Here is a 23,629-nt window from a genome sequence, read left to right as displayed (position 1 = left end):
TCCAGAACGAAGGACATCGTCGCTAGCAGCGCCGCCGCCCTCGTCAGTGAGCGGACTTATAGAGGACACCCACTGAGATAGTCAACAGCACCAAAAGAAGAAAAATCAGAAAAACGGTAACTGGCTGATTCAATTGCGGTATTTTGGCTTCTTGGACTGAAAGTGGTTTTGACGAGCCATAAGAAGCGTGGACGAACAAACAAGGCACACCAAAAACACACAGGATTGCAGTCTGTTGGTTCCCAAATTTCCAAACGGGCCATCTGATGCAATGCGGAAACCCGTGGCTCTCTCAAAATCTAGCCTTGGTACCTTCATTCCCAATCTAAAGAGACCAATCTGTACGAGTCCTAACCATCTGACAGGCCCGGTCGCGGCGCAAAACTCTGGAAAGGGTTGTACACCTCGTGAGGTTGCCAAGATGGAGTGCCCTCCCCTACCGTCCCGGAACGTACCAATCGTCCACGGTTTCACAAGATAGGAGTTGATTGCCTAAGAGAGCAGGTCGACTACCCCAAAGCCGCCTCATCTGTTGATCTGACATCGTGACAGGTCAGTCGTGCATTGAAATCTGATATAGCAGATTTCAATGTTTGGGGTATATTCATGTTATCAACGCAAGTCCCGTTGTCGGTGTCGGACGATCGTATCGAACGGCTTGATCCGCAGCTTTTGGCGACGCTGAGAGACCACGTCTATCGAGCACTGCGAACGGCCATCTTGTCAGGTCGTTTTGCAGCTGATGAACGTGTGAACGAACGGCAACTGGCAGAGCAACTTGGTGTCAGCACGGCCCCTATCAAGGAAGCGCTTCTTCAGCTTGAAGCAGAGGGACTGGTTGAAACTCTATCCCGGCGTCGCGTTATTATTCGTTTTAACGCAAATTGGGCTGAGGAGACAATATTAGCCCGCGCAGCACTTGAATCCATGATCGCACGTTTAGCGGGGAAACGGCTAAAGACCGATGCGGTCGAGGCCTTGGAGAAAACCGTCAATCAGACGCGAATTGCCAGCTCCAATGCCGCGGCCGATGACCTGGTTACACTCAATGAGATGTTTCACGATCAAATCCATGCAGCGTCCGATTGCGGTATCTGGCCCGGATGATTGAGAGGCAGCGGTTCTACGACGCCAGCATTCGCCGGGTCATTCATCTGGACCCCTCGGAGCGAGCAAAAAGCGCTGGCGGAACATATAGACATCGCCGCAGCAATCATCGCTGGCAAAAGCGACGAGGCAGAGAGAGCCATGCGCGACCATGTGATAGGTTCAGGAAATATCTATTTGAGTACGGTCTTCAATAAACGGGAGGAAATACGATGGATTCATCAATGGAAAAGGTTCGCAGCGCGCTGACGGGGATATCGGGAGTGCCGGTCACGCCCTACACGTCTGATGGTGCTGTCGATGCCTCAAAGCTTTCGACCCTTATCAAGGGTCTCGCCGAGGCAGGCGTCCATAATCTGATGGCGGCTGGCAACACGGGAGAATTCTTCACTCTGACTTTGGAAGAGGTTCGCCTCGTACACCGCACGGCGGTCAAGGCTGCGGCTGGAAAGTCTCTGGTCAGCGCAGCCGTTGGTCGTTCGTTGACAGAAGCAAAGGCTTTGGCCAGAGATGCCGTGGCCGAAGGCGCAGACGCTATCATGGGACATCACCCGATGGACCCCTTTGCTGGGCCAAGCTATCAGGCAAAATACTTTTTGAATCTCGCGGACGCCGCAACCGTTCCCGTCATAGCCTATGTGCGTAGCGACAGCTTTTCCGTCAGCGACTTCCAGCAACTGGCATTGCATCAGAATATTGCAGGGATCAAATTCGCGTCCAGCAACCTGATGTTACTGGCAGAAGTTATTCGAGCCACGAAAGACACGCCAACAATTTGGGTCTGCGGCCTTGCCGAGGGCTGGGCACCAGCGTTTTTTGCCATGGGTGCGCGCGGATTTACCTCCGGTCTCGTCAATGTTTTTCCAGAGCGCTCGCACGCCATTTACCAGGCACTGGAAGCTGGCAACTACGAAGCGGCTCGCAACCTGATAGACGGGATTGCCGGTTTTGAAGCCATGCGGACGAAATATTTCAATGGCGCAAACGTCACCGTCGTCAAGGAAGCCATCAAAATGCTTGGCACCGATGTCGGCCCGGTACGCATTCCAGGCGTAGAAGCACTCAACGATGCTGAACGTGCTGAACTGAGAGAAATCGTAGAGCGCGTAAAAAGTTAGGCCTCAGCCGTTCATTGATTAAAACCTTTGTGCATCACCACATCTCGTGTGGTGGTGCGCAAAGAAATCCCAACCGATTTCAATATTGTCAATCACAACGCATTTTTCGTCTTGCATAGCGAGACAAATCATTTATATGACGCCTCAGCGAAGCGGTTCAGACCACTTCGACAGCGTTGGGGAATAGTTCAACGGTAGAACGACGGACTCTGACTCCGTTAATCTTGGTTCGAATCCAGGTTCCCCAGCCAATTCTCCCCAAATACCCTTAATCCCTTGATTTTCCAGTCGTGTCGGATATCGTTTTGGCATCATTGGCGACCTGATGCCCAGAACTGTAGCCCACAGGTGATGCCCACGCGCAATATGCGCGCCGGCATTTGAAGTGGCAGGCAAGGGTAGAACTTCATGGCGGTCCGCCACGACGTCGAGAATCTCATCCGCCGCGGCAATATCTTTTATTGGCGTGCGCGTGTTCCAAACGCGTTTCGGCAATGCCCGCCAGGCAGCCGACTTTCATTAAGCCTTCACTGTTCTGATCATAAGAAAGCTCAAGTCATTGGTCGCAAGCTCAACGTGCTGATGGCCGAACTTAAGTTGAAACAGAAGGACCCCATGTCAAAGGCGCAGCTCCAAAAGCTTTGCGAACACGAACGTGACAAGATGCTCGAGCATCTGGACGACGTCTCGATGGTCGCACGACGCTATGGCCGTCCGGCCGATATCGCAGAGCTGGAAATGGATCTCGAAAATGGCTGGGCCTATCGTCTTCTTGAGATGTTCGGGATTCGCCATCGCCTGACACTGGAGGCCGATTGCCCCGGCCACACCTATCTTCGAAAACAAGGGTTCCCCGCTTCCCATTTCTTTTCAATCCGCTCGAACTATCTCGAACTTTGTCAGGAGGCGACCTCACGCGGTTTTCAGGAGGGTCTCTGCTTTGCAAGGATATCAAAAGAAGGCGCACTGTTAACCAGTCAATGAAACGCAAGACCACCAGAGATCTACTTGACCACGAGTTCATCGCCATTTGGAAGACCTTACATCAGGCGCGATTGACTACATTCCGAAAATCTCATGGATATCTCTGTGAACGCTTCTTCGCGACGTCAGCTAGCACAGAAAGTCCGAGTGTCGCTGAATCTCGGGCTGGCCCGAAAATTCCAATCGGCGCATTGATGCGGTCAATCTCACAAGCAGTGTAGCCGAACTCGGAAAGTCGTTCGATGCGCCGGCGGTGTGTATTAAAGCTGCCCAAAGCGCCGATGTAAAAAGCGGAAGATCTCAAGGCGATATCAAGAACTTTCGTTTCTTGATCAAGGTCGTGATGAAGGAGTATAAATGCAGTGTAAGCATCTATGTGTTGACCCAACTCAGCCGTGTGCTCATTTTGCTGACATAGAAGCACCTCATAGCCTGAAGCGACTGCGATTTTTTGTACGCTTTGCGTTTCGCTCTTTTGCCCAGAAGCAATGACGCGAGTGACTGGCCGATAGACAAGATAGACATTCCCGTCTTTCACTCCTGCACGTTCAGGCGGCTCAATGGATGTCAGCGCCTGTCGTTCGGGCTCGTATTTCAATCCCGCAGATTTGCGCTGCGCCAGGCTTTGAAGCACATACTCGATAATATCGACCGATCGCAGCACATGAATGGCGACCGTGATGCCACCACCGCACGGCAGCACGATATCGAGGAATGGGGAACCGTCGCCGAAGGACACCATGCGGTCAGATCGCGTCTCCATGGCTAAAAGGGCTTCGGCGGCAACTGCCGCTTCAACACACCCGCCTGACACATAACCGGAGAAACGACCATCTGCGGCTACCACCACTTGCGATCCAAGCGCGCGAGCTGCTCCCCCTCGAATGTCAACGAGTATGGCAAGCGCAACTCGTCCTTCTCGGTAAGCATTAACGGCGAACCGAAGAATGTCGCGAGGATCGTCACTCAACATCGCCCTCATGGGGGTTGGTAGCGATTTCTTGAAAACATCGACCACGAAAAAATCCCCTTCAGGGAAGACGGCAGGCCCTCGAGACCTGCCGTAAGATGCGTTACGCGACATCCGGAAGGCCATCGAGCAGCTTGTCGAGCGTGATCGGATAATGGCGAACCCTGACGCCGCTTGCATTATAGATGGCGTTTGCAATCGCCGCCGAGACGCCACACAGGCCGAGTTCGCCGATACCCTTCGCCTTCATCGGCGAGGACATCGGATCGGTCTCGTCCATAAAGATCACCTCCTGGTGAGGTACATCGGCGTGAACAGCGACTTCGTAACCGGCAAGGTCATGGTTGACGAAGAAGCCGCGGCGCGTATTAACTGCAAGCTCCTCCGACAGCGCTCCGCCCACGCCCATGGTCATCGCACCGATGACTTGGCTGCGGGCAGTGACCGGATTGAGGATTCGTCCGGCAGCACAGACCGCCAGCATACGGCGGATCCTGGTCTCGCCAGTAGCGACATCCACGCCGACTTCTACGAAATGCGCGCCAAATGTCGATTGCTGATGCGTCTCGGTAAGGTTGCCCCACTGCATCGTATCCTCTGCCACAAGGCCCTCGGGGCCAGCAGCCTCGGCAAGCGACACCGACCGGCTCCCTGACCGAATCTGACCATTTTCGAAGACCAAGTCTTCAGCGTTCAAGCCGAGCTTCTGAACGATGGCGTCGCGCAGCTTCGCGCATGCGGCGTAGACACCAGACGTCGAAGAGTTGGCACCAAACTGCCCACCAGAACCAGCCGACACGGGAAAGCGGGAGTCGCCCAGTTGCACACCCACTTTGTCGATGGTGACGCCCATCATCTCGGCTGCAGTCTGCGCAATGATGGTGTAACTGCCGGTTCCAATGTCTGTCATGTCGGTCTCAACCGTCACAATGCCCTCATTGTCGAGGCGGACTCTTGCACCGGATGGCAGTACCATATTGTTGCGAAAGGCAGCGGCAACACCCATACCAATCAGCCAATTGCCTTCACGCCTTGATCCAGATGCTCGCCGTCTATCCCAGCCGAACCGCTCGGCACCAAGCTTGAGACAGCCGACAAGATCGCGATGGGAAAAGGGCCGCTCGGGATTTTCCGGATCGACCTGCGTGTCGTTGATGATCCTGAACTCGATCGGATCGATGCCGAGCTTTTCCGCCATCTCATCGATCGCAACCTCAAGAGCCATAAGACCCGGCGCTTCACCTGGCGCTCGCATGGCATTGCCCTCTGGCAGATCAAGCGTTGCCAACCGCATCGCGGTCATGCGATTTTCGCCGGCATAAAGCAGCCGTGTCTGAAGCACGGCCGCCTCTAGCTGCCCGCCAGCCTGATCACCAGACCAGCTCTCATGCCCGATGGCTGTTATTCGTCCATCGCTCTGTGCACCAATGCGGACGCGCTGAATAGTAGCCGGACGATGGGTCGTGTTGTTGATGACGAACGGGCGCGGCAATGCAACCTTGACCGGCCGTCTGGCAGCCTTTGCACCAAAGGCTGCGAGTACCGCATCTGCGCGCAGGAACAGCTTGCCGCCAAAACCTCCACCAATGAATGGCGACATCAGGTGGATCCTCTCTTTGTCGATATCGAGCGTCGTCGCAAGGTCGGAGCGCCACCAGTCGATCATCTGGCTCGATGTCCAAAGTGACAGATCTTCGCCATCCCACGCAGCGATGGATGCATGCGGCTCCATCATGGCGTGGGACTGATCAGGCGTGGTGTAGGTCTCTTCGCAGGTCACAGCGGCCGCCTTGAAAGCAGCGTCGAAGTCGCCGGCACTGGAATCGGGATCACCTGTTTCGGGTTTCGTCGCTGCATCCATGGCCTTGCCTAGCTCGAAGCTCCCCTGCTCCTCGCTGTAATCGACCTTAACGAGAGCCGCCGCCGCGCGCGCCTGCTCAAACGTCTCGGCTACGACGACCGCGATCGCCTGATGATAATGCTGAATCTGACGACCGCCAAAGAGCCTCACCGTGTTGAACTTACCCTTAGTCCGCTCACCGACATCAAGGGCAGTCACCACTGCGATGACACCCGGCGCCTTTTGGGCCATGCTCGTATCTATGGATTTGATCGAACCCTTGGCTATCGCTGAACCGACAGGATAGCCGTATGCGTATCGAGTGTTTGGATCGTGCCATTCATATGCGTAGATGGCTTGACCGGTCGATTTGAGTTGCCCGTCAATACGAAGAATTGGCTGGCCCACAATCTTCAATCTATCAATCGGGTTTGTGCCTGCTGGTTTATCGAACTGCATGTTCAGCTCCTTGTTTGGGCAATGACGGCACTCAGAGCGCGTTCGACCAATTTGATCTTGAACCGATTATGTTCGGTTGGTTTTGCATCCGCAAAAAGCACAGCCGATGTTGGCGCAGCCCCCTTTGGCAACTGAGCATCTGCTTCTTCGATGCGCCATGGCTTGTGGGCAACGCCCCCAACCGCAACACGCCCGTTACCGTCTGGCTGGATAACGGCGCCAATCGAAATGATGGCAAAAGCGTATGATGCTCGGTCGCGGACCTTCCGGTAGATATGTTGTCCACCAAGCGGCTTGGGAAGGATGACGGCGGTGATGAATTCGCCCCATTCGAGACTGGTTTCTATATGCGGCGTTTCGTCCGGTAGTCGGTGGAGTTCAGCGATGGGTATGACATTTTGACTGCCATCCGGCTTGACGGTTTCCACGACCGCGTCGAGAACACGCATGGCGATTGCCATGTCGCTTGGATGGGTCGCAATGCAGGTGTCACTGGTGCCAACGATGGCATGGAGGCGACTAAAACTGCCCATGGCTGAACAACCGCTGCCCGGCTGGCGCTTGTTGCATGGCTGGTTGGTATCGTAAAAATATGGACAGCGGGTGCGTTGTAGCAGATTGCCGGCAGTGGTTGCCTTGTTGCGTAGTTGTCCTGATGCCCCGGCCAGAAGAGCCCGTGACAGAACTCCGTAATCTCGACGGACCGTTTCGTGCGCAGCAAGCTCGGTGTTGCGTACCAGCGCACCGATGCGCAGGCCGCCTTCAGTCGTGGCTTCGATCTTGTCGAGGCCGAGACCGTTGACGTCGATTAGATGCGTTGGCGCCTCGATCTCAAGCTTCATCAGATCGAGCAAGTTCGTACCACCTGCGATGAACTTGGAGTCTGGATTTGAGACCGCGGCCTTGACGGCGGTGTCGATGGATTTGGCGCGCTCGTATGTAAAGGCTTTCATGCTTTTATCCCCGCAGCTTCGGCAATGGCCTCAACGATGTTGGAATAGGCGCCGCACCGACAGATGTTACCACTCATGCGCTCGCGAATTTCTTCAGGCGTGATGCTCGCCTGTGCGGTCAGATCGATCGTGACGTGGCTTGGAAGGTTGGCCTTGAACTCCTCCAGCAATGCTATGGAGGAACAGATTTGGCCGGGGGTACAGTACCCGCACTGGAAACCGTCGTGCTTGACGAAGGCTGCCTGCATGGGATGCAGCTCGCCCGGCGTTCCAAGTCCCTCGATCGTGACCACGTTGTCACCTTCGTGCATCACCGTCAGCGTGAGGCAGGCGTTAATGCGGCGGCCGTCTACCATCACGGTACAGGCACCGCATTGCCCGTGGTCGCATCCTTTCTTGGTTCCCGTAAGATGAAGGTGCTCGCGCAGCGCATCGAGCAAAGTCGTGCGGTTGTCAACGTCGAGTGTCATGCTCTCACCATTGACGGTCAGGGAAACCTTAGATGTCAGTTTTCCTTCCTCAGGTGGCGACTGTGCAATCGCGTCCCCGGCCACACCGGTCACTGCAACTGTTGCGGCTGAGGATATGAGCAGGTTTCGACGCGATATCTCAAGTTGAATGGGGCTTTGCATATCCGGCTCCGCTTCGTTTTCGGTTTTGTCGAGCGCGGATGAACCACGCCACACTGCAAAGTAACGGTGCATTCGAAAATGATTAGGGGCGTTCAGTCGCTTGTACTTATCGTGTCTCGACATAAATACCTCGACTCGAAGAGCACTCCATTGATGTTGGAAATCCATAAGTCCATGCGGCATTCTCCGGCTAATCCCGAATGATCGATTGACGTATGGTGGACTACGGTTCGACAAGCTTGAAAACCGATCCTGTCCTATCCCAGCTTGTTCGCCGCCTTGGTTTGCGACAGGACTGGACGATTGGAATAAGATGGTTGAAAAACGCCCCGCACTCGACTTTGCCGAAACGACCGCTAATGCGCTGCGAAAGGCCGAGCGTGCAGGCTTCAGGTTCGCCGTGTTAGGCCGCACCGTGGCCGTTATGGCGCTCGCGATCAGCTTCTTGCTCAGTTACTATTACCCCATCAATCTGGGAATTTTCGGCATAACAACGTTCATTGCCCTCGCAGGCCTGACGTCGCTTGCGGCGATCCGCACGCGCTACGAGAAGCCTGCCAGATTTGCGCTCTTCGCCTTCGATACATCATCTGTGACCGTCTTGCTCGCATTCGTACCCTTGAGCAGCGGCGGCGATATACCCCAGAACCTCGTCTTCCTGACAAGCTCGGTGCAGCACTACTATCTCGTTGTTGCCGCCGCCGTTCTTACGCTTTCACCCCCGCTTGTTCTGTGGACAGGAACCTGGGCAGCAGGCGGACTTCTCTTTGCAACATGGTGGATCATGTCCGGCATGGCGCAGGTTATCACCTATGCCAACCTTCCCATTTCCCCAACGCGGGATGTTTATCTCAAGACCGTGCTCAACCCAGATTTTCTTGGTCTGGCATCACGGGTTCAGGAAATGCTGATCATCCTTCTGGTCACCGCCATTGCGGCGCTGGCGGTTCACAGAGCACGACGGGTTGTGAGCGATCACGCCGAGGCCAGAGCGAGTGAGCGGCGCGTTCAAAAAATCTTTGGCCGGTATGTTCCGGCCCCAGTCCTTCGCGAGCTCCTCGATGAAGGACATCTGGCTCACCAGACCAGGCTGGCAACGCTTCTCTTCGTCGACATTAAGGGTTTTACCAGCCTTTCCGAGGGTTTGCCGCCTTTGAGGCTCGTCCGTTTTCTGAACGCTTTCTTCAGTGCTGTCACTGATATCGCCGACCAAAATGGTGGAGTCGTGGTGAATTATATCGGTGATGCGGTGCTGATATCGTTCAATGCACCACTTCCCGTTTCAGACCATGCCAAGCGCGCACTCGCCGCATCTGGGGACATTTTGAAGGCAACGCAGAATCGGCAGTTCGATGGGATTTCTATCGGTGTGAGGATTGGAGTTGCCACCGGACTTGTTGCAGCCGGAACACTGGGTGCTGACGATCGCCAAACCTACACGGTGTACGGCGACGCGGTCAATCTGGCGCAGAGGCTCCAGGAGTTGAGCAAACAGACAAAAACTGACTGCCTGGTTTGTGAAACAACAGCGCGTCAGGCAGGTCATGATCTCGCCCTGACGAGCCTTGGGGTCCATCCGATCCGCAACCTGCTTTCACCGGTCGAAGTCTTCACATTCTCCGATGGCGTTTTGGGGTAGCCTGCACGGCGCGTTGTCTTACGGGGTGTCCAGTGCAAGTGGAAACGTCAAGCCTTCAATGCATCGACGACGACCTTGAAAGCGGGCGAGTTTTGCCGTCTGCTTGGATAAAACAGATAGTAGCCCGTAAACATGGGACACCAGTCATCGAGGATCTGTATCAATTGCCCCGATGCCCGCTCTTTTTCAACGAGACTTTCCGGCACATAGGCAATGCCATATCCGGCAACTGCTGCATCAATCATCGCGTATGACGAGTTGAACGTCAGTTGCCCCTCCACACGAACCCGGACTTCTCTGCCGTCCTTTTCGAACTCCCATGCATAAAGCCCACCCGCTCGCGATTGCCGGTGATTGATGCAATCGTGACCCACCAGTTCTTGCGGCGTCGAGGGCGTTGTCCGGATCTCCAGATACTGGGGAGACGCGACTGCGACCAACCGCCAGTCTGGGCCGATGCGAACAGCGATCATGTCCTTGTCCAGGCTTTCACCCAAGCGGACGCCTGCATCGAACTTCTCTTCAACGATATTCCGAAACCCATTATCACTGTTCAGCTCAACCTTGATATCGGGAAATTCGTGCAGCATGGATCGCAGTTTAGGCCAAACGACGCTTTCAAGCGCGTGATCGGAGAGTGTTATTCTGACCGAACCGGATGGTTTGTCCCTGATTTCCATGAGCGCGTCGATCTCGGTTTCGATTTCCTGGATTCGCGGTGCCAGTGATCTAATCAATCTCTCACCGGCTTCCGTTGGAGCTACATTGCGCGTTGTCCGCGTCAGAAGGCGAAGCCCCATCCGAGCTTCAAGTTTTTTGATTGTGTGGCTGATGGTGGATTGCGAGGTGCCAAGTTTCGCCGCCGCTTTGGTAAAGCTTCGCTCCTCTGCGACTGCCAGAAACCACAGCATGTCATTAAGATCTTCCCGTTTCATGGTCGCCTCCGCCATCATTTATTGATGTCATAGATCGATAAGTCCAAGCGAATTGCAATGACTAATCTTCGAACTGGGCGCGGCATATATTGCCGCCATGACACATCAAGCTTTCATATCATCCGAATTCAACGACGGTGACCAAGACACTGGGATTCCGGCGGCGCAGACCAAGCACGGGCATAAGGCTGCCTGGGGCGCTGTCTTCTCAATGGCCTTGTGCGTGGCCGTCTTGATTGCTTCCGAATTCATGCCGGTAAGCCTCCTTTCACCGATTGCAACCGAACTGGGTGTGACGGAAGGTCGTGCCGGCCAGGCCATCTCGATCTCCGGCGTCTTTGCTGTCCTGACCAGCATTTTCGTCGCAGGCCTAGTGCGGCGGTTGGACAGGCGTCTGGTTCTTGCCACGTTCTCGCTGATGCTGGTGCTTTCGGGAACGATCGTGACATTTGCGCCAAACTATATCGTACTGATGGCCGGGCGCGCCATGCTCGGTGTCGCCATTGGCGGCTTCTGGTCTATGTCGACCTCGATCGTCATGCGGCTGGTACCGGACGAGTCCGTTCCCAAGGGCCTTGCCATGCTGAACGCAGGCAACGCCATTGCAGCCACCGTCTCCGCACCCCTTGGAAGCCTACTCGGGAGCTATATAGGCTGGCGCGGCGCATTCTTTGCCGTCGTCCCTCTGGCGCTGGTCGCCCTGGTTTGGCAGTGGATCAGCCTGCCGTCGCTTCCACCCCGCCGCCACGAGGGTTCGTCGAATGTCTTCAGACTGCTCGCCCGGCCTCAGGTTGCCATTGGCATGGTCGCGATCATGCTGCTGTTCATGGGTCAATTCGCCCTGTTTACATATCTGCGCCCATTTCTCGAAACCGTCACCGCGGTCTCGATATCGACGCTCTCGCTCCTGCTTCTTTTGATGGGTGCGGCAGGCGTCGCCGGTACCACGATCGTCAGCCAACTGCTGCACAAACACCTCTTCCTCATTCTGGGCACGATCCCTCTCATCATGGCGATCCTTGCCGTGGGACTGATCACGTTCGGATCGTCTCCCGTCCTGACGGCCATTCTTCTCATCGGCTGGGGCCTGTTCAGCACGGCCGCTCCCGTCGGCTGGGGTACCTGGCTCAGCCGCACCATGCCTGACGATGCGGAGGCAGGCGGCGGGCTGCAAGTCGCAACCATCCAGCTTGCCATCACGCTGGGCGCTTCGATCGGCGGCGTGCTGTTTGATGGCTACGGCTGGTCGACCGCTTTCCTCTTCGCAGCAGGGCTGCTTGTTGGTTCGTTCCTGCTCTCCATCGCCGCATCGCGTTTCTCGACACGCCCCTAAACCGTCACGGCGGTCATTCCAAGCAATGCACCCAAGTGAAATCCAGCTCATCACCATTCAAGGACACAAGCAAATGATCAATCAAGATCAAGACGACACGAGAACGCAGAAAACCGCCATCGACCGCCGCAGCCTACTCAAGATGACAAGCGCTGGCGTCGCTGCCCTCGGGGCGATGTCCATTTTCGACGCAACAATTGCAAAGGCTCAAGACATGTCCAACGGCGCCTCCAATTTCTACACCAGTGATAAGGTGACCCTGCAGAAGGTCACATTCAAAACCCAGTATCAGACAAATGTCGCCGGCAATCTTTTCCTACCCAAGAACCTCGACCAGGCGTCGAAGAACCCGGCGATCATTGTGGGCCACCCAATGGGTGCGGTCAAGGAACAGAGCGCGAATCTTTACGCCACCAAGATGGCCGAACAGGGGTTTGTCGCGATGTCCATCGATCTGCCTTTCTGGGGCGAAAGCGAAGGACAATCGCGCAATCTGGTTTCTCCGGAAGCCTATGCCGAAGCCTTCAGCGCCGGCGTCGATTTCCTTGGCTCGCATGCCTTCGTTGATCGCACCAATATCGGCGCCATCGGTGTCTGCGGCAGTGGAAGCTTCGTTATCAGTGCGGCCAAGATCGATCCTCGCATCAAGGCGGTCGCGACCGTCAGCATGTACGATATGGGCGCTGCTTTTCGAGATGCATTGAACAAATCGCAAACAGTCGAGCAGCGTAAGCAGTTCATCGCTACTGCCGCAGAACAGCGCTGGGCCGAGGCAGATGGCTCCAATATCCAGTACATCGGTGGCACCACACTGGAACTGACGGCTGATACGGATCCAATCCAGCGTGAGTTCTATGACTTTTACCGGACGCCTCGCGGTGAATTCACGCCTGAAGGCGTGGCAAGGGAGACGACGACCAAGCCGACCCTGAGCAGCAGCGTCAAATTCATGAATTTCTATCCGTTCAACGACATCGAGACGATCTCGCGCCCGATGCTGTTCATTTCCGGAGACCAAGCCCATTCGAAGGAATTCAGCAAGGATGCTTACAACCGGGCGTCCGAGCCAAAGGAACTGGTCTGGGTCAAGGGAGCCGGCCACGTCGATCTATATGACCGTGTCGACCTCATCCCGTTCGACAAGCTGAAAGGCTTTTTCGATCAGCATCTGGCGTAGGCAAATCCATCGCAGGAAGTGGCTATTTGTAGCGGGGTTCGCCGCTGCCACTGCCCCGTATCTGCCTCTCGAAAGGAGACCTGGAATGACTGACAACATCGCCGCCAAAACCATAGTCATCACCGGAGCATCAAGCGGGATGGGAGCGGCAGCCGCCCGTCTCCTTGCCGCCAAGGGCGCAAATGTTGTCCTCGGTGCGCGTCGTGCCGACCGCATCGATACACTTGCCGCCGAAATCATCGATGCTGGTGGCAAGGCGACTTCTGTCACGACTGATGTGACGAGGCAAGATGACCTGCGGACGCTGGTGGACACTGGCGTGGAAATCTACGGACGGATCGACGTGCTCATCAATAATGCGGGCATCATGCCACTCTCTCCGCTGGAGAGGTTGAGGGTTGATGAGTGGGACCAGATGATCGACGTCAATCTCAAAGGTGTTCTCTACGGCATTGCCGCAGCACTACCGCACATGACAGCCCAGAAATCCGGCCACATCATAAACGTGTCCTCCGTTGCAGGCCACAAGCTTTTCGGCGGCTCGGCTGTGTATTCAGCGACCAAGTTCGCCGTGCGGGCGGTGTCCGAGGGACTAAGGCAGGAAATGGCTCCGTACAACATCCGCACCACGATCATATCTCCGGGCGCTGTCAAAACGGAACTCCTCGAACATATCACTGAGAAAGATGTGCAGAAAGCGAACCAGGACTATGTCGGCCAAGTCGGCGTGCCAGCCGAAACCTTCGCCCGGATGGTCGCCTTCGCGATCAACGAGCCCGAGGATGTTGCGATCAATGAGATCCTTTTCCGTCCCACAGCTCAGGAACTTTAAACCTTGAGCCGCAAACCGTCCTAAGGGCCGCAGTCACGACGGCCCCGAAGTTCATGACAGTAATTGAAGGATACCCAGATGAAAAACATTGCCGCAAGCATTGCCATCTCGGCTCTCGCCGCAACAGGAGTGGAAGCCCAGGAAGAGCGAAGAAGGGTTGCTCCTCCAGCCGTCTACACGGTCGCACCGGGGCTTGGCCATTTCACGGATGACGTACTGTTCGGTGAGGTTTGGGAGCGAACCGAACTTGCGCCTCGCGACCGCAGCCTGGTTACCCTTTCGGCGATTGTGTCTACCGGTAAAACCGAGCAGATCGCTGCTCATGTGAGCCGTGCTTTAGATAACGACGTGAAGCCAGGCGAGATCGGTGAACTCATCACGCATCTCGCATTTTACTCAGGGTGGCCGAATGCAATGTCTGCCGTCACAGAAACGAAGAAGGTCTTCGATGAGCGCCAGATCGCACCTTTGGACAACAGCAAAGCGACACGCATCGAATTAGAAGTCGCAGCCGAAGCCGCTCGAAAGGCGACGGTCGATGCCGCAGTTGCCCCGACAGCGATGTCACTAGCAGACCTTACCAACCGTGTGCTGTTCGGAGACTTGTGGCAGCGACCAGATCTTTCAGCGCGAGACCGGAGCCTCGTGACGATGACCGCCCTGGTCGCTGTTGGCCAGCCGGAGCAATTGCCGTTCCATGCCAACCGCGCGATGGATAACGGCTTGACGCCGCCGGAAGCTTCCGAAGTACTCACACATGTTGCATTCTACTCTGGCTGGCCCAGAGCCATGTCCGCGGTACCTGTCCTCAAACAGGTTTTTGAAAACAGGAAAGGAATTCAAGTGAGCGCTCCACAGGCAAACATCACGATCACTCCCGCAGGCGCCGGTGCCGCGCCAGCTCCTGCTGAGTATTTCACGGGCAACGTCCACATCTCGGGCCGTTATCAAGCCGACGCCCCTGCGCGAATCGGCGGGGCCACGGTGTCCTTCTCGGCTGGTGCGCGTACGGCATGGCATACACATCCTCTCGGGCAAACCCTGTTCATCGTGAGCGGGCGCGGCTGGGTGCAGAAGGAAGGTGAGCCAATTCAGCAAGTCGGCCCAGGAGACGTTGTCTGGATACCACCGCTGATCCGGCATTGGCATGGGGCCTCACCTAGTGAGCCGATGAGCCATTTCGCGGTTGCCGAAGCGCTTGACGGAAGCGCTGTCACCTGGATGGAGAAGGTATCTGACAAGGACTACGGCATGGGTGCCACGGAGTAGAACCAAACTATCGACGGCGGGGTGGGTGACCACTCCGCGCATTCGATGCAAAACGAAACGGAGACGATCACGTGCCCAAGACAATATTGGCCTCTGCTGTCGTCGTACTGGGATTGACGGGACCTGTCATGGCTCAAGAAAGCATTCGGATTTCCTCAGCGTGGGGAGAAGTCACCGCTACCCTCGCCGACAACGAAGCCGCCAGATCGCTGGCGCGGATGCTGCCATTAACAATCGAGATGTCCGACCATCTTCGCCAAGAAAAGACGGGAAACCTGCCCTCTGCCCTGCCTGAGCTAACACGACAGCGAGACTTCTCGGTCGGCACGCTTGGCCTGTGGAGTGCCGATCATTTCGTGATCTATTATCGCAGTGGACGTGTTCCCTCTCCGGGCATTATTATCCTCGGGCAGGTGACGGGAGATGTCTCGGTCTTCGACCGCCCAGGACCTGTCACCGTAACGCTCGGGGCTACGGACTGAGTGACGCATGCAAACCCAACCGACTTCGCATTTTCGCCGTTAACATTTGCTCGATCTTCTGAGATGCCACGCAGCACACATTTTTCACGCGTTCAAGATCGGTTTCGGATCTATCATGTGAATCGCTGAGTGGCACCGTTACGCTGTAAGGTCATGAAGATCGGTGGTTATCGCTGCACCTATTGTGAACTCCGAAAAACGAACATCCAGTCCGCCTCGCTCCGGAGTGCACGCTGTCGGCCCGACGAGATAACGAGGTGCCTCCGGAAACGGTGCCAGTCGCAGCAGTGGCCAAATCCTGCCGTCTGACGACGCCTGAATGCGCATTGCACCTTGTTTCAGGGTAACCCGAATATAGAAATCCCCGAGTTCCTTGAAAGGCTGGGACACCGACCAGTCAGATTTTCCGTCGGTGACAACGGTGCTGAGGAAGCGCTCCCCGTCTGTGAACTCCACTCCGGTCTTCACCCATCGGTTCTCATCAATGCGAACCATGAGGCCTGCCTGATCATAGAGAGACCGGAATTCCCCCTGTATGCGGACACAGGCTGTGAATCCGTCGTCAACGGAGGACCCGAGGAAATGACCGCTATCGCGCGTAAACCCATAATGGGTTTTACGCCAGAAATCGGTGTTCACATCCGTCGTCAAGGTGAGGGCGGTTTCTGTGGCCTCCCACACCGCCGGCTCGTTCAGCCACGTTGCCTCTCTCAGATTAACGACCATGATACTGTCCTCCGTAACTACCATTTGCGCCCATGAGGCGAGCGTCATTGCCAGGTTGAAGCGGTACCTGTGATCGTTGCCTGCGTAAAGAAAGCGTCCTTTTTTTGGGAGACGCTTCTCAAAACAACGCTGTCAGGCAGGTAGTTTCATCTGCTTGCGCAGACTTTTGTCAAACGCACTTGCTGGCACGAAACGGCGCAGAAAATGCAGTTGGCGAGCGGCTTTCGTGGCGGGGTACCGCAGCTTCGGCGACCTGGCTGTCGCCGCTTTCACAACCGCTTCTGCAACAAGCTCCGGCGCATCGCCTGCCTTGATCGCAGTGTTCCATAAGGCTTCGGTCGATTTGCGGCCTTGATCGTAGACGCTTGTCATACGGTCGGGCTGTGTCGCGTTATGGTCCAGGGCTGTGTTTGTGAACGCAGGCTCCACGAGAAGCACCCGGATACCAAGTGATCTGACTTCATGGTCGAGAGATTCCGAATAGCCTTCGACGGCGTGTTTGGTGGCTGCGTAAAGCGCGCTGAACGGACTTGGGATAAAGCCAACAACCGAGCTGATATTAATGATGCGCCCGCTGCGCTGCTGGCGCATGATGGGCAGCACCTCGTTGGTGACCCGGATGATACCAAAAACGTTGAGGTCGAAAAGCGCCTGCGCCTGCTCGACCGACGACTCCTCGGCTCCGCCGATCAAAGCACCACCGGCGTTGTTCACAAACACGTCGATGCGACCCGCCTGATTGACGACTTCCGCGACCATGCTGGCAACCGACGCGCTGTCGGTCACGTCACATTCGAGCATGGTGATGCCTGCTGATGACCCCGCCCTTGCTTTCCGGCTGGTGCCAAAGACCCGATACCCTGCCAACAGAAGGGCTTTGGCAGTAGCAAGGCCGATGCCTGATGCCGCCCCTGATACGACTGCTACGCTGCGATTATTTGTATCCATTTCGATAACTTCCATTTGCTGACGAGGCAGTTGAGTGGGTGAGTGCCGCTGGACGGACCAGACGCGGATAATACTTTATTTTCGGTATCGAGTGGCTGGTTCGGAATTGCTGAAGCCTGCGGCCAGAACACCTCGTGCCTGCTCGAATGCTTCCCATGCTGCGACATCCGGCACAGGCGGGATCGTTACGAGTTCCTTGCGGTCGAAACCGATCAGCGCGGCATCGACGAGGTCTTCAACTTCCATGACGTTTGGAACGCGGCTGATGTCGCCTCCGGCCCGTTCGAATATCTCCGTGCGCGTTGCGGCTGGCAGAACAGCCTGCACATATATACCCTTGGAAGAGACTTCGGCGGCAAGGCTCTGTGACATCGTCAGCACATAGGACTTCGTCGCCGCGTAGATTCCATGGGAGTGCTCCGGTAGAAGTGCCAGTACCGACGCAATGTTTACGATCGATCCACTGCCACGCTCCACCATTCCTGCGATAGCGGCGGATGTGAGCAAGGTCGGAGCCAGAACATTCAGCCGCAGCAGCTTGTCCATCGCGGCGGGATCGGCTGACGTAAAGCCTCCGAGCATCCCTGCCCCGGCATTGTTGACGAGGATGTCGATATGCGGAGCAGCCCTGAGGCGCGTCATGACATTATCGAGTTGGTTTTCGTCCGTCAGGTCCGCCGTGATGGTTTCGACAGCGACACCATGTTCCTGCTGAAGCTCAGTACCGAGCGCCTCCAGTCGATCGGTGGCGCGGGTAACCAGAATGAGATCGTGGCCACGAGCAGCAAGGCGACGTGCATAGACCGTGCCGATGCCGCTTGAAGTGCCAGTGATGAGTGCGATGGTCATGAGGGTTCCTTCAGGCGGTCCCTGGACTGCCAGTTGTTGATAGATGCAAGATGAAGTGGCGAGATTTACAGCATTAGCCGCGGGACTTTAGGTGGAGCATTGGATGGTGCTCGTAGTGGCCGACACCGTTCTGCACGATCGGGTCTTTGGATGTCAGCGTCTCGATCTCTTCGTCATCGGCGATCTGATAGAGCGAAACACCGTAGCCGCCCGCAGGATCCATGACAGGTCCATGGGCCACGATCTTTCCGTCGCCTAAGAGCTTGTCGAGATATGCGCCGTGTTGTTCCATCCAGTTCTTCTCGTCCGCACTCATTGTGGCCAGGAAATCGGCGCGCGGGGGTATGTATCTGCAGAGGTAGTATTTCATGATCGGGTCCTGATTGAATGGAAATAGGTTGCTTCTAAATTCCTTGAAATTTGCGCTGGAATGTCGATGACCGATGGGATACTATTAATTTGATATTATGTCACTATTAAAATGAGACTGACGTGAAAAATCTTGCAGACCAACCCTGCCTTATCGCTCGAAGCCTCGCCCTGGTCGGCGACGCGTGGAGTATGTTGATCCTCCGCGATGCCCATGCAGGATCGACACGCTTTGAGGAATTCCGCAAAAATCTGGGCATCGCGCCAACGATGCTGACGACAAGGCTTACCGCTCTGGCCGAAGAAGGAATTCTTGAGAAGCGACGATACTCCGAACGCCCGCCAAGAGACGAATATCAGCTCACGGCGTCGGGCCGCGACTTTTTGCCAGTCCTCTTCGCTCTTGGAGCATGGGGCGGAAAACATCGTGGCGGGGGCGCGTATACGAGGTTCTACGATGAAGAAACGGGCGAGGAAATCGATCCAGTGACCATAGACCAAAGAACGGGTGCACCCATTGGATCGCGCCCTATCAAGATCGTCATGCCGACCTTAAACTAACAAGACGTAGTTGCAGAACGGCGTTGTTTCCCGGTTTTATGGTTGCCACACCACGAGCCTCTGACCATCGACCGAGCGATGGCCGCTTCTGGATGCTGCCAACTTCTGGCAGCATCCGTTAAATGGCGGGTTATTTTCGCTGGATCGGTTAGCCTACTCCGCCGCCATAGCATGCCCATGGCCCGGCTCCCGCTGAATATCAGTCTGCAGAAAAGCTTCAGCTTTCGGGGGCTTAATGCGGAACCAAACGGCGTAGAGCGCTGGCAGGAAAAGCAGGATCATCGCTGTCCCCGCCGCCGTTCCACCGATCAGCGTATAAGCCATAGATCCCCAGAACACCGAATGGGTCAAAGGAATGAATGCCAGGATCGCCGCAAGCGCCGTCAGGATCACAGGTCGTGTTCGCTGCACTGTTGCTTCGATAACGGCGTGATAGTCATCGAGCCCCGCCGCCTGGTTTTCCTTGATCTGCTCCGTCAGGATCAACGTGTTGCGCATGAGGATACCCGCCAGTCCAATCAGTCCGAGAATCGCGTTGAAGCCGAACGGCTGATTGAACAGAAGCAAGGTTGGGACCACTCCGGCGAGACCGAGAGGTGCCGTCAACACCACCATCGTCATCGTTGACAAGCTTCGAACCTGCAAGATGATGACAATCAATGTGGCCGCGATCATAAGCGGGAAGACTTGAACCAGCGCCGTGTTGGCCTTGAGCGACTCTTCGATGTTGCCGCCCATCTCGATCCGGTATCCGACAGGAAGCGAAGCGATCAGCGGCTGTAGGGCCTTCATCACCTGTTGAGACACTTCCGGAGGCTGGGTCGCCTCGCTGATATCGGACCTGATCGTGATGACCGGTGTCCGGTCGCGACGCTTCAGTATCGGTTCCTCGAACCGGATCTCGGAGTGCCCGAGTTGATCCAGCGGAACCTGACGGCCGTCCCTGCTCATCAGTGAGAAGTCCGCCAGGCGTGATGGGTCGAGGCGATTTTCACCTGCGCTGCGCGCCACGACTGGTACGTTGCGGATGTTATCGCGCACCTGTGTCACCGGGATGCCGCTCAGCAGCAACTGCATCTGCTGTGCTGCCTCCGAAGGCGACAGGCCTATCAGATTGAGCCGCTCCTGATCGGACACGAACCGCAGGACAGGGGTTCGGTTGCCCCAATCCCTGTTTGCCTGACGGACATCGGGAACGGTTTTCATGATGGCTAAAGCCTGTTCGGAGATCTTGTAAAGCTCATCCTGATCAGGTCCCATAATGCGGAACTCGACCGGGAACGGTGTGTAAGGACCGAACACAAGCTGGGTCACGCGCACCGACGCCTCGGGAACCAGACCTTCCGATATGGCGGCACGAAGACGGTGCTTCAAATCTTCTCGTGCATGAGCATCTGGTGTGAGTACGACGACCTTGGCGAAAGCGGGATCCGGCAATTCCGGTGACATGGCGAAGAAGAACCTTGGAGCACCCTGACCCACATAGCTGGTAACGATATTGGTCTCGGGCTGCGTTTGCAGCCAGTCCTCGACCTTCTTGACCGCAGATGTCGTCGCTTCGATGCTCGTTCCCTCCGGCATGCGCACCTCGACAAGCACCTCCGGCCGATCCGATGTCGGGAAGAATTGCTGCTTTACGCCACCCATTCCGACAACAGAGACAGCCATTGTGATGCCAACGATTGCGCAGGTCATGAACTTGTGGCGAACCGCGAACGCGATTGTTGATCGCAGGCGTCGGTAGTTCGGTGTATTATAGATGGCCTCATGGCCGCCCTCGACAGGCCTGATGTCCGGCAGCATCTTGACGCCGAGGTAAGGTGTGAAGGTCACGGCGACCAGCCATGAAACAATGAGGGCAAAACCCACGACCCAGAAGATGTTTCCGGCGTATTCGCCAGCCGCCGATTTCGCGAAACCAACGGGCATCAATCCGATGATCGTGACGAGTGTACCAGATAGCATAGGGGCTGCGGTATGGCTCCAAGCATAGGCGGCGGCCTTGATGCGGTCCATGCCTTCTTCCATTTTCACGACCATGACTTCGATGGCGATGATGGCATCGTCAACCAGAAGTCCGAGCGCCAGGATCAGTGCTCCGAGTGTTATGCGGTCGAAAAACCGCCCGGTTTCCAACATGATGAGAAAAACGACGGCAAGAGTGAGCGGCACGGCCAGCGCGACGACGATCCCGACACGCCAGCCCAATGCGACCAGGCTTACGAACAGGACCACGCCAAGTGCCATTGCGAACTTGAGCATGAACTCGCCAACGGCCTCATCAATATTGACCGCCTGATCGCTGACTTTGGTGAGCGTCATACCCAGCGGCAGCGTCTGCGCGATCGCCGCCGATCGTGCTTCAAGCGCCTTGCCGAGATCGAGCCCGTTCCATCCCGCCTGCATCACAGCACCCAGCATGATCGTCGGCTCGCCCTCATGGCGAATGATATAGGTCGCTGGATCTTGATAGCCGCGCCCCACCTCCGCCAGATCGGACAGCTTGAGTGTCCTTCCACCGACCGCAATCGGCGTGTCGGCTATTGCCTGCTCACTGTTATAAGCACCGTCGAACCTTATGAAGACTTGCGGCCCTTTCGTGTCGATCGACCCTGCAGGCGTGACGGTGTTTTGTCTCTGCAAAGCTGTGGCAATATCCAGAGCGGAGATGCCGAGCGTAGCGAGCTTCGCGAAGGAGAACTCGAGGAAGATCTGCTCGGGGCGTTCACCGACGATGTTGATTTTCTTGATACCGGGGACGTGAAGCAGATCCTGACGGATGACCTCCGCCTGCCGCACCAGGTCTCGCATCGGCATGCCCTTTGCTTTCAGGGCGTAGAGACCGAAGGTAACGTCGGAATATTCATCATTGACAAACGGGCCCATCACGCCCGGAGGCAGGTTTCGGGCTTCATCGCCAAGCTTCTTACGTGCCTGATAGAACTCCTCTCCAACGGCAGACGCGGGCGTATTGTCTTTCAGCGTGACTGTAAGAAATGCATAACCAGGTCGAGTTGTCGTTTCGACGCGGTCGTACCATGTCAGTTCCTGGATGCGCTTTTCGAGAGGTTCGGCCACGAGATCCTGCATCTCGCGGGCGGTTGCACCCGGCCAGACCGATGTAACCGTCAGAGTCTTTATGGTGAAGGAGGGATCCTCGGCGCGTCCCAGCTTTATAAAGGCGTAGACGCCCGCAGCAGCCAGCAGCACGATGAAGAAAAGAGTGACAGCGCGTTCGCGAACGGCGATGGCGGAAAGGTTGAAGCTCATTACTCGGCCCCTTCCTGCTGTGCGGCGACCCTGACGATCGCGCCATTCTCAAGAAGGTGAGCGCCCAGTGCAACGACGTGCTGGCCAACTTCGATGCCAGTGACAAAGGCGTTCTCTTCGCCAATTCTCTTTACGGTAATCGGCGCGAATTTCACCGACGATGAAGTACCGTCGATCACCCACAAGCCGGTGCGGCTGCCGTCATCAAGAATAGCACCGACCGGGACAGAGACTTCCGACTGCCGGTCGACGTCTTGAATTTTGATTGTGACGGTCGAACCAAGAGGGGCCGAGGCGGCATCACCATCGAGGACATAGCGGGCCTCGTAGGTTCTGGTTTGCGGGTCTGCGGCATCGGAGATCTGTCTCAGTCGCGCGTTTCCACTGAGCCCGTTGCTGCCATAGACACTGGCCTGGGCTTCAGACCCAACCTCGGGGCGTAGTGTCTCAGGCAACCAAACCACCGCTTCACGGGGACCTGCCTTTGCTAATCGCACCACCGTCTGGCCCGCCGCCACCACCTGTCCTGGATCGCCAAGAGTTTCAACGACCGTTCCGTCCGAGTCAGCCAGAAGAGTGGTGTAGCGTGTTGCGTTTTCAGCAACCTCCGCCTCCGCTTGCGCGGCGGCGAGCTGCGCCGTTGCCGTATCCAGAGCCGCCTTTGCCTGCTCGTATCTCTGGGGCGTAGCGGCAAGGCCATTTTTCACCAGCGCCGCATAGCGTTTTTCATCAGCCTGTGCCTGGATCAGGACAGCACGTGCTGCGGTGACCGCATTTCGTCTGGCTGTGAGCGCTAGTTGCAGGTCAGCTTCGTCGACCCTCATCAACGGCTGTCCAATATTCACCCGCTGGCCAACATCAACCATGCGCTCGACTATCTTGCCTGGAACTCGAAAGCCGAGGTTGCTTTGCACCCTTGAAGCGACTGTTCCAGTAAATGAACGCTCTAACGCATGCGTTTTCGTTGCCTGCGCGGCACGTACCAGTGGTGACGCGGTTCTTGGATCTGCAACTACCGCCGTCTGCGCAGATGTTTGCGACATCACTACAAAGGCACCAGCGCCTGCTGCGACTACGAGGCCGAATAGGATCAGGACATGTTTGCGTTTCATTTTCAGTTCTCTTCTTGACGAGCGATACAAACAAAATAGATTGCGACCTAACTCTATTTATATT

The 23,629-nt window shown here is 56.2% G+C and carries 20 protein-coding genes, 1 tRNA gene and 1 pseudogene; 11 read left to right on the top strand and 11 right to left on the bottom strand.

Annotation, left to right across the window (positions count from 1 at the left end):
- Positions 1-606: 606 nt before the first annotated feature.
- From CPJ18_RS22720 to CPJ18_RS22705, 4 genes and pseudogenes are all read left to right on the top strand, one after another.
- Positions 607-1,356: pseudogene (locus tag CPJ18_RS22720) on the top strand (GntR family transcriptional regulator).
- On the top strand, positions 1,332-2,225 hold the full coding sequence (locus tag CPJ18_RS22715; protein ID WP_103660091.1) for a dihydrodipicolinate synthase family protein: 894 nt from the start codon (positions 1,332-1,334) through the stop codon (positions 2,223-2,225). Before CPJ18_RS22720 ends, CPJ18_RS22715 begins: the two are co-directional and overlap by 25 nt.
- Positions 2,226-2,402: 177 nt before the next feature.
- Positions 2,403-2,476: transfer RNA gene (locus tag CPJ18_RS22710), tRNA-Gln, on the top strand.
- 157 nt (positions 2,477-2,633) lie between these two features.
- Positions 2,634-3,209: a DUF6538 domain-containing protein gene (locus CPJ18_RS22705; RefSeq protein ID WP_244554308.1), complete on the top strand. Its 576-nt coding sequence runs from the start codon at positions 2,634-2,636 to the stop codon at positions 3,207-3,209.
- A gap of 91 nt (positions 3,210-3,300) precedes the next feature.
- Here CPJ18_RS22705 and CPJ18_RS22700 read toward each other — a convergent pair whose 3' ends face one another.
- The 4 genes from CPJ18_RS22700 to paoA all read right to left on the bottom strand — a co-directional run bounded on the left by CPJ18_RS22700 (position 3,301) and on the right by paoA (position 8,063).
- Positions 3,301-4,191, bottom strand: coding sequence for an XdhC family protein (locus CPJ18_RS22700; protein WP_245445464.1), 891 nt, complete (start codon positions 4,189-4,191; stop codon positions 3,301-3,303).
- A gap of 91 nt (positions 4,192-4,282) precedes the next feature.
- Positions 4,283-6,478: an aldehyde oxidoreductase molybdenum-binding subunit PaoC gene (gene paoC, locus CPJ18_RS22695; protein WP_103660090.1), complete on the bottom strand. Its 2,196-nt coding sequence runs from the start codon at positions 6,476-6,478 to the stop codon at positions 4,283-4,285.
- Positions 6,479-6,480: 2 nt separating this feature from the next.
- A complete protein-coding gene (locus tag CPJ18_RS22690; protein WP_103660089.1) occupies positions 6,481-7,431 on the bottom strand; it encodes an FAD binding domain-containing protein in 951 nt (316 codons plus the stop codon).
- Positions 7,428-8,063, bottom strand: a complete 636-nt coding sequence (gene paoA, locus CPJ18_RS22685; RefSeq protein ID WP_077107381.1) for an aldehyde dehydrogenase iron-sulfur subunit PaoA — start codon at positions 8,061-8,063, stop codon at positions 7,428-7,430. The genes CPJ18_RS22690 and paoA overlap by 4 nt, the downstream gene beginning before the upstream one ends.
- Positions 8,064-8,376: 313 nt before the next feature.
- Here paoA and CPJ18_RS22680 point away from each other — a divergent pair, with 313 nt between their 5' ends.
- Positions 8,377-9,702, top strand: coding sequence for an adenylate/guanylate cyclase domain-containing protein (locus CPJ18_RS22680; RefSeq protein ID WP_103660088.1), 1,326 nt, complete (start codon positions 8,377-8,379; stop codon positions 9,700-9,702).
- Between the two features lie 47 nt (positions 9,703-9,749).
- Here CPJ18_RS22680 and CPJ18_RS22675 read toward each other — a convergent pair whose 3' ends face one another.
- On the bottom strand, positions 9,750-10,637 hold the full coding sequence (locus tag CPJ18_RS22675) for a LysR family transcriptional regulator (RefSeq protein WP_103660098.1): 888 nt from the start codon (positions 10,635-10,637) through the stop codon (positions 9,750-9,752).
- A 211-nt stretch (positions 10,638-10,848) separates the two neighbouring features.
- Here CPJ18_RS22675 and CPJ18_RS22670 point away from each other — a divergent pair, with 211 nt between their 5' ends.
- The 5 genes from CPJ18_RS22670 (at position 10,849) to CPJ18_RS22650 (ending at position 15,730) form a co-directional block, all read left to right on the top strand.
- Positions 10,849-11,970: an MFS transporter gene (locus CPJ18_RS22670; protein WP_103660097.1), complete on the top strand. Its 1,122-nt coding sequence runs from the start codon at positions 10,849-10,851 to the stop codon at positions 11,968-11,970.
- A gap of 73 nt (positions 11,971-12,043) precedes the next feature.
- On the top strand, positions 12,044-13,147 hold the full coding sequence (locus CPJ18_RS22665) for an alpha/beta hydrolase (protein WP_077107378.1): 1,104 nt from the start codon (positions 12,044-12,046) through the stop codon (positions 13,145-13,147).
- An 85-nt stretch (positions 13,148-13,232) separates the two neighbouring features.
- On the top strand, positions 13,233-13,979 hold the full coding sequence (locus CPJ18_RS22660) for an SDR family oxidoreductase (protein WP_077107373.1): 747 nt from the start codon (positions 13,233-13,235) through the stop codon (positions 13,977-13,979).
- 78 nt (positions 13,980-14,057) lie between these two features.
- Complete coding sequence (locus tag CPJ18_RS22655; RefSeq protein ID WP_077120140.1) at positions 14,058-15,248, top strand: (R)-mandelonitrile lyase; 1,191 nt, start codon at positions 14,058-14,060, stop codon at positions 15,246-15,248.
- A gap of 71 nt (positions 15,249-15,319) precedes the next feature.
- Positions 15,320-15,730, top strand: a complete 411-nt coding sequence (locus CPJ18_RS22650) for a cyclophilin-like fold protein (RefSeq protein ID WP_077107371.1) — start codon at positions 15,320-15,322, stop codon at positions 15,728-15,730.
- Between the two features lie 138 nt (positions 15,731-15,868).
- On the opposite strand, the gene CPJ18_RS22645 is transcribed toward CPJ18_RS22650, so the two are convergent.
- The 4 genes from CPJ18_RS22645 to CPJ18_RS22630 form a co-directional block, all read right to left on the bottom strand.
- Positions 15,869-16,456, bottom strand: coding sequence for a DUF1349 domain-containing protein (locus CPJ18_RS22645; protein WP_077120174.1), 588 nt, complete (start codon positions 16,454-16,456; stop codon positions 15,869-15,871).
- Between the two features lie 132 nt (positions 16,457-16,588).
- Positions 16,589-17,404, bottom strand: coding sequence for an oxidoreductase (locus CPJ18_RS22640; RefSeq protein ID WP_077120138.1), 816 nt, complete (start codon positions 17,402-17,404; stop codon positions 16,589-16,591).
- Positions 17,405-17,479: 75 nt separating this feature from the next.
- Positions 17,480-18,253 carry an SDR family NAD(P)-dependent oxidoreductase gene (locus tag CPJ18_RS22635; RefSeq protein ID WP_103660087.1) on the bottom strand — a complete coding sequence of 258 codons (774 nt, stop codon included), beginning with the start codon at positions 18,251-18,253 and terminating at the stop codon, positions 17,480-17,482.
- Positions 18,254-18,326: 73 nt separating this feature from the next.
- Entirely contained in the window at positions 18,327-18,623 is a 297-nt protein-coding gene (locus CPJ18_RS22630) for a YciI family protein (protein ID WP_103660086.1), read from the bottom strand.
- 122 nt (positions 18,624-18,745) lie between these two features.
- Here CPJ18_RS22630 and CPJ18_RS22625 point away from each other — a divergent pair, with 122 nt between their 5' ends.
- On the top strand, positions 18,746-19,183 hold the full coding sequence (locus CPJ18_RS22625) for a winged helix-turn-helix transcriptional regulator (RefSeq protein WP_077107367.1): 438 nt from the start codon (positions 18,746-18,748) through the stop codon (positions 19,181-19,183).
- A 153-nt stretch (positions 19,184-19,336) separates the two neighbouring features.
- On the opposite strand, the gene CPJ18_RS22620 is transcribed toward CPJ18_RS22625, so the two are convergent.
- Both CPJ18_RS22620 and CPJ18_RS22615 read right to left on the bottom strand, forming a co-directional pair.
- Positions 19,337-22,453 (bottom strand): efflux RND transporter permease subunit, encoded by a 3,117-nt coding sequence (locus CPJ18_RS22620; RefSeq protein WP_077107366.1) that lies wholly within the window; start codon positions 22,451-22,453, stop codon positions 19,337-19,339.
- Entirely contained in the window at positions 22,453-23,565 is a 1,113-nt protein-coding gene (locus CPJ18_RS22615) for an efflux RND transporter periplasmic adaptor subunit (protein ID WP_103660085.1), read from the bottom strand. Before CPJ18_RS22615 ends, CPJ18_RS22620 begins: the two co-directional genes overlap by 1 nt.
- Positions 23,566-23,629: the final 64 nt, after the last annotated feature.

It is taken from the genome of Agrobacterium rosae (assembly GCF_002915175.1).
In the GTDB taxonomy this organism is placed as follows: Bacteria; Pseudomonadota; Alphaproteobacteria; order Rhizobiales; family Rhizobiaceae; genus Agrobacterium; species Agrobacterium rosae.
Note: the sequence above shows the minus strand (reverse complement) of the source record. Positions and strands in the feature narration are given on the sequence as shown.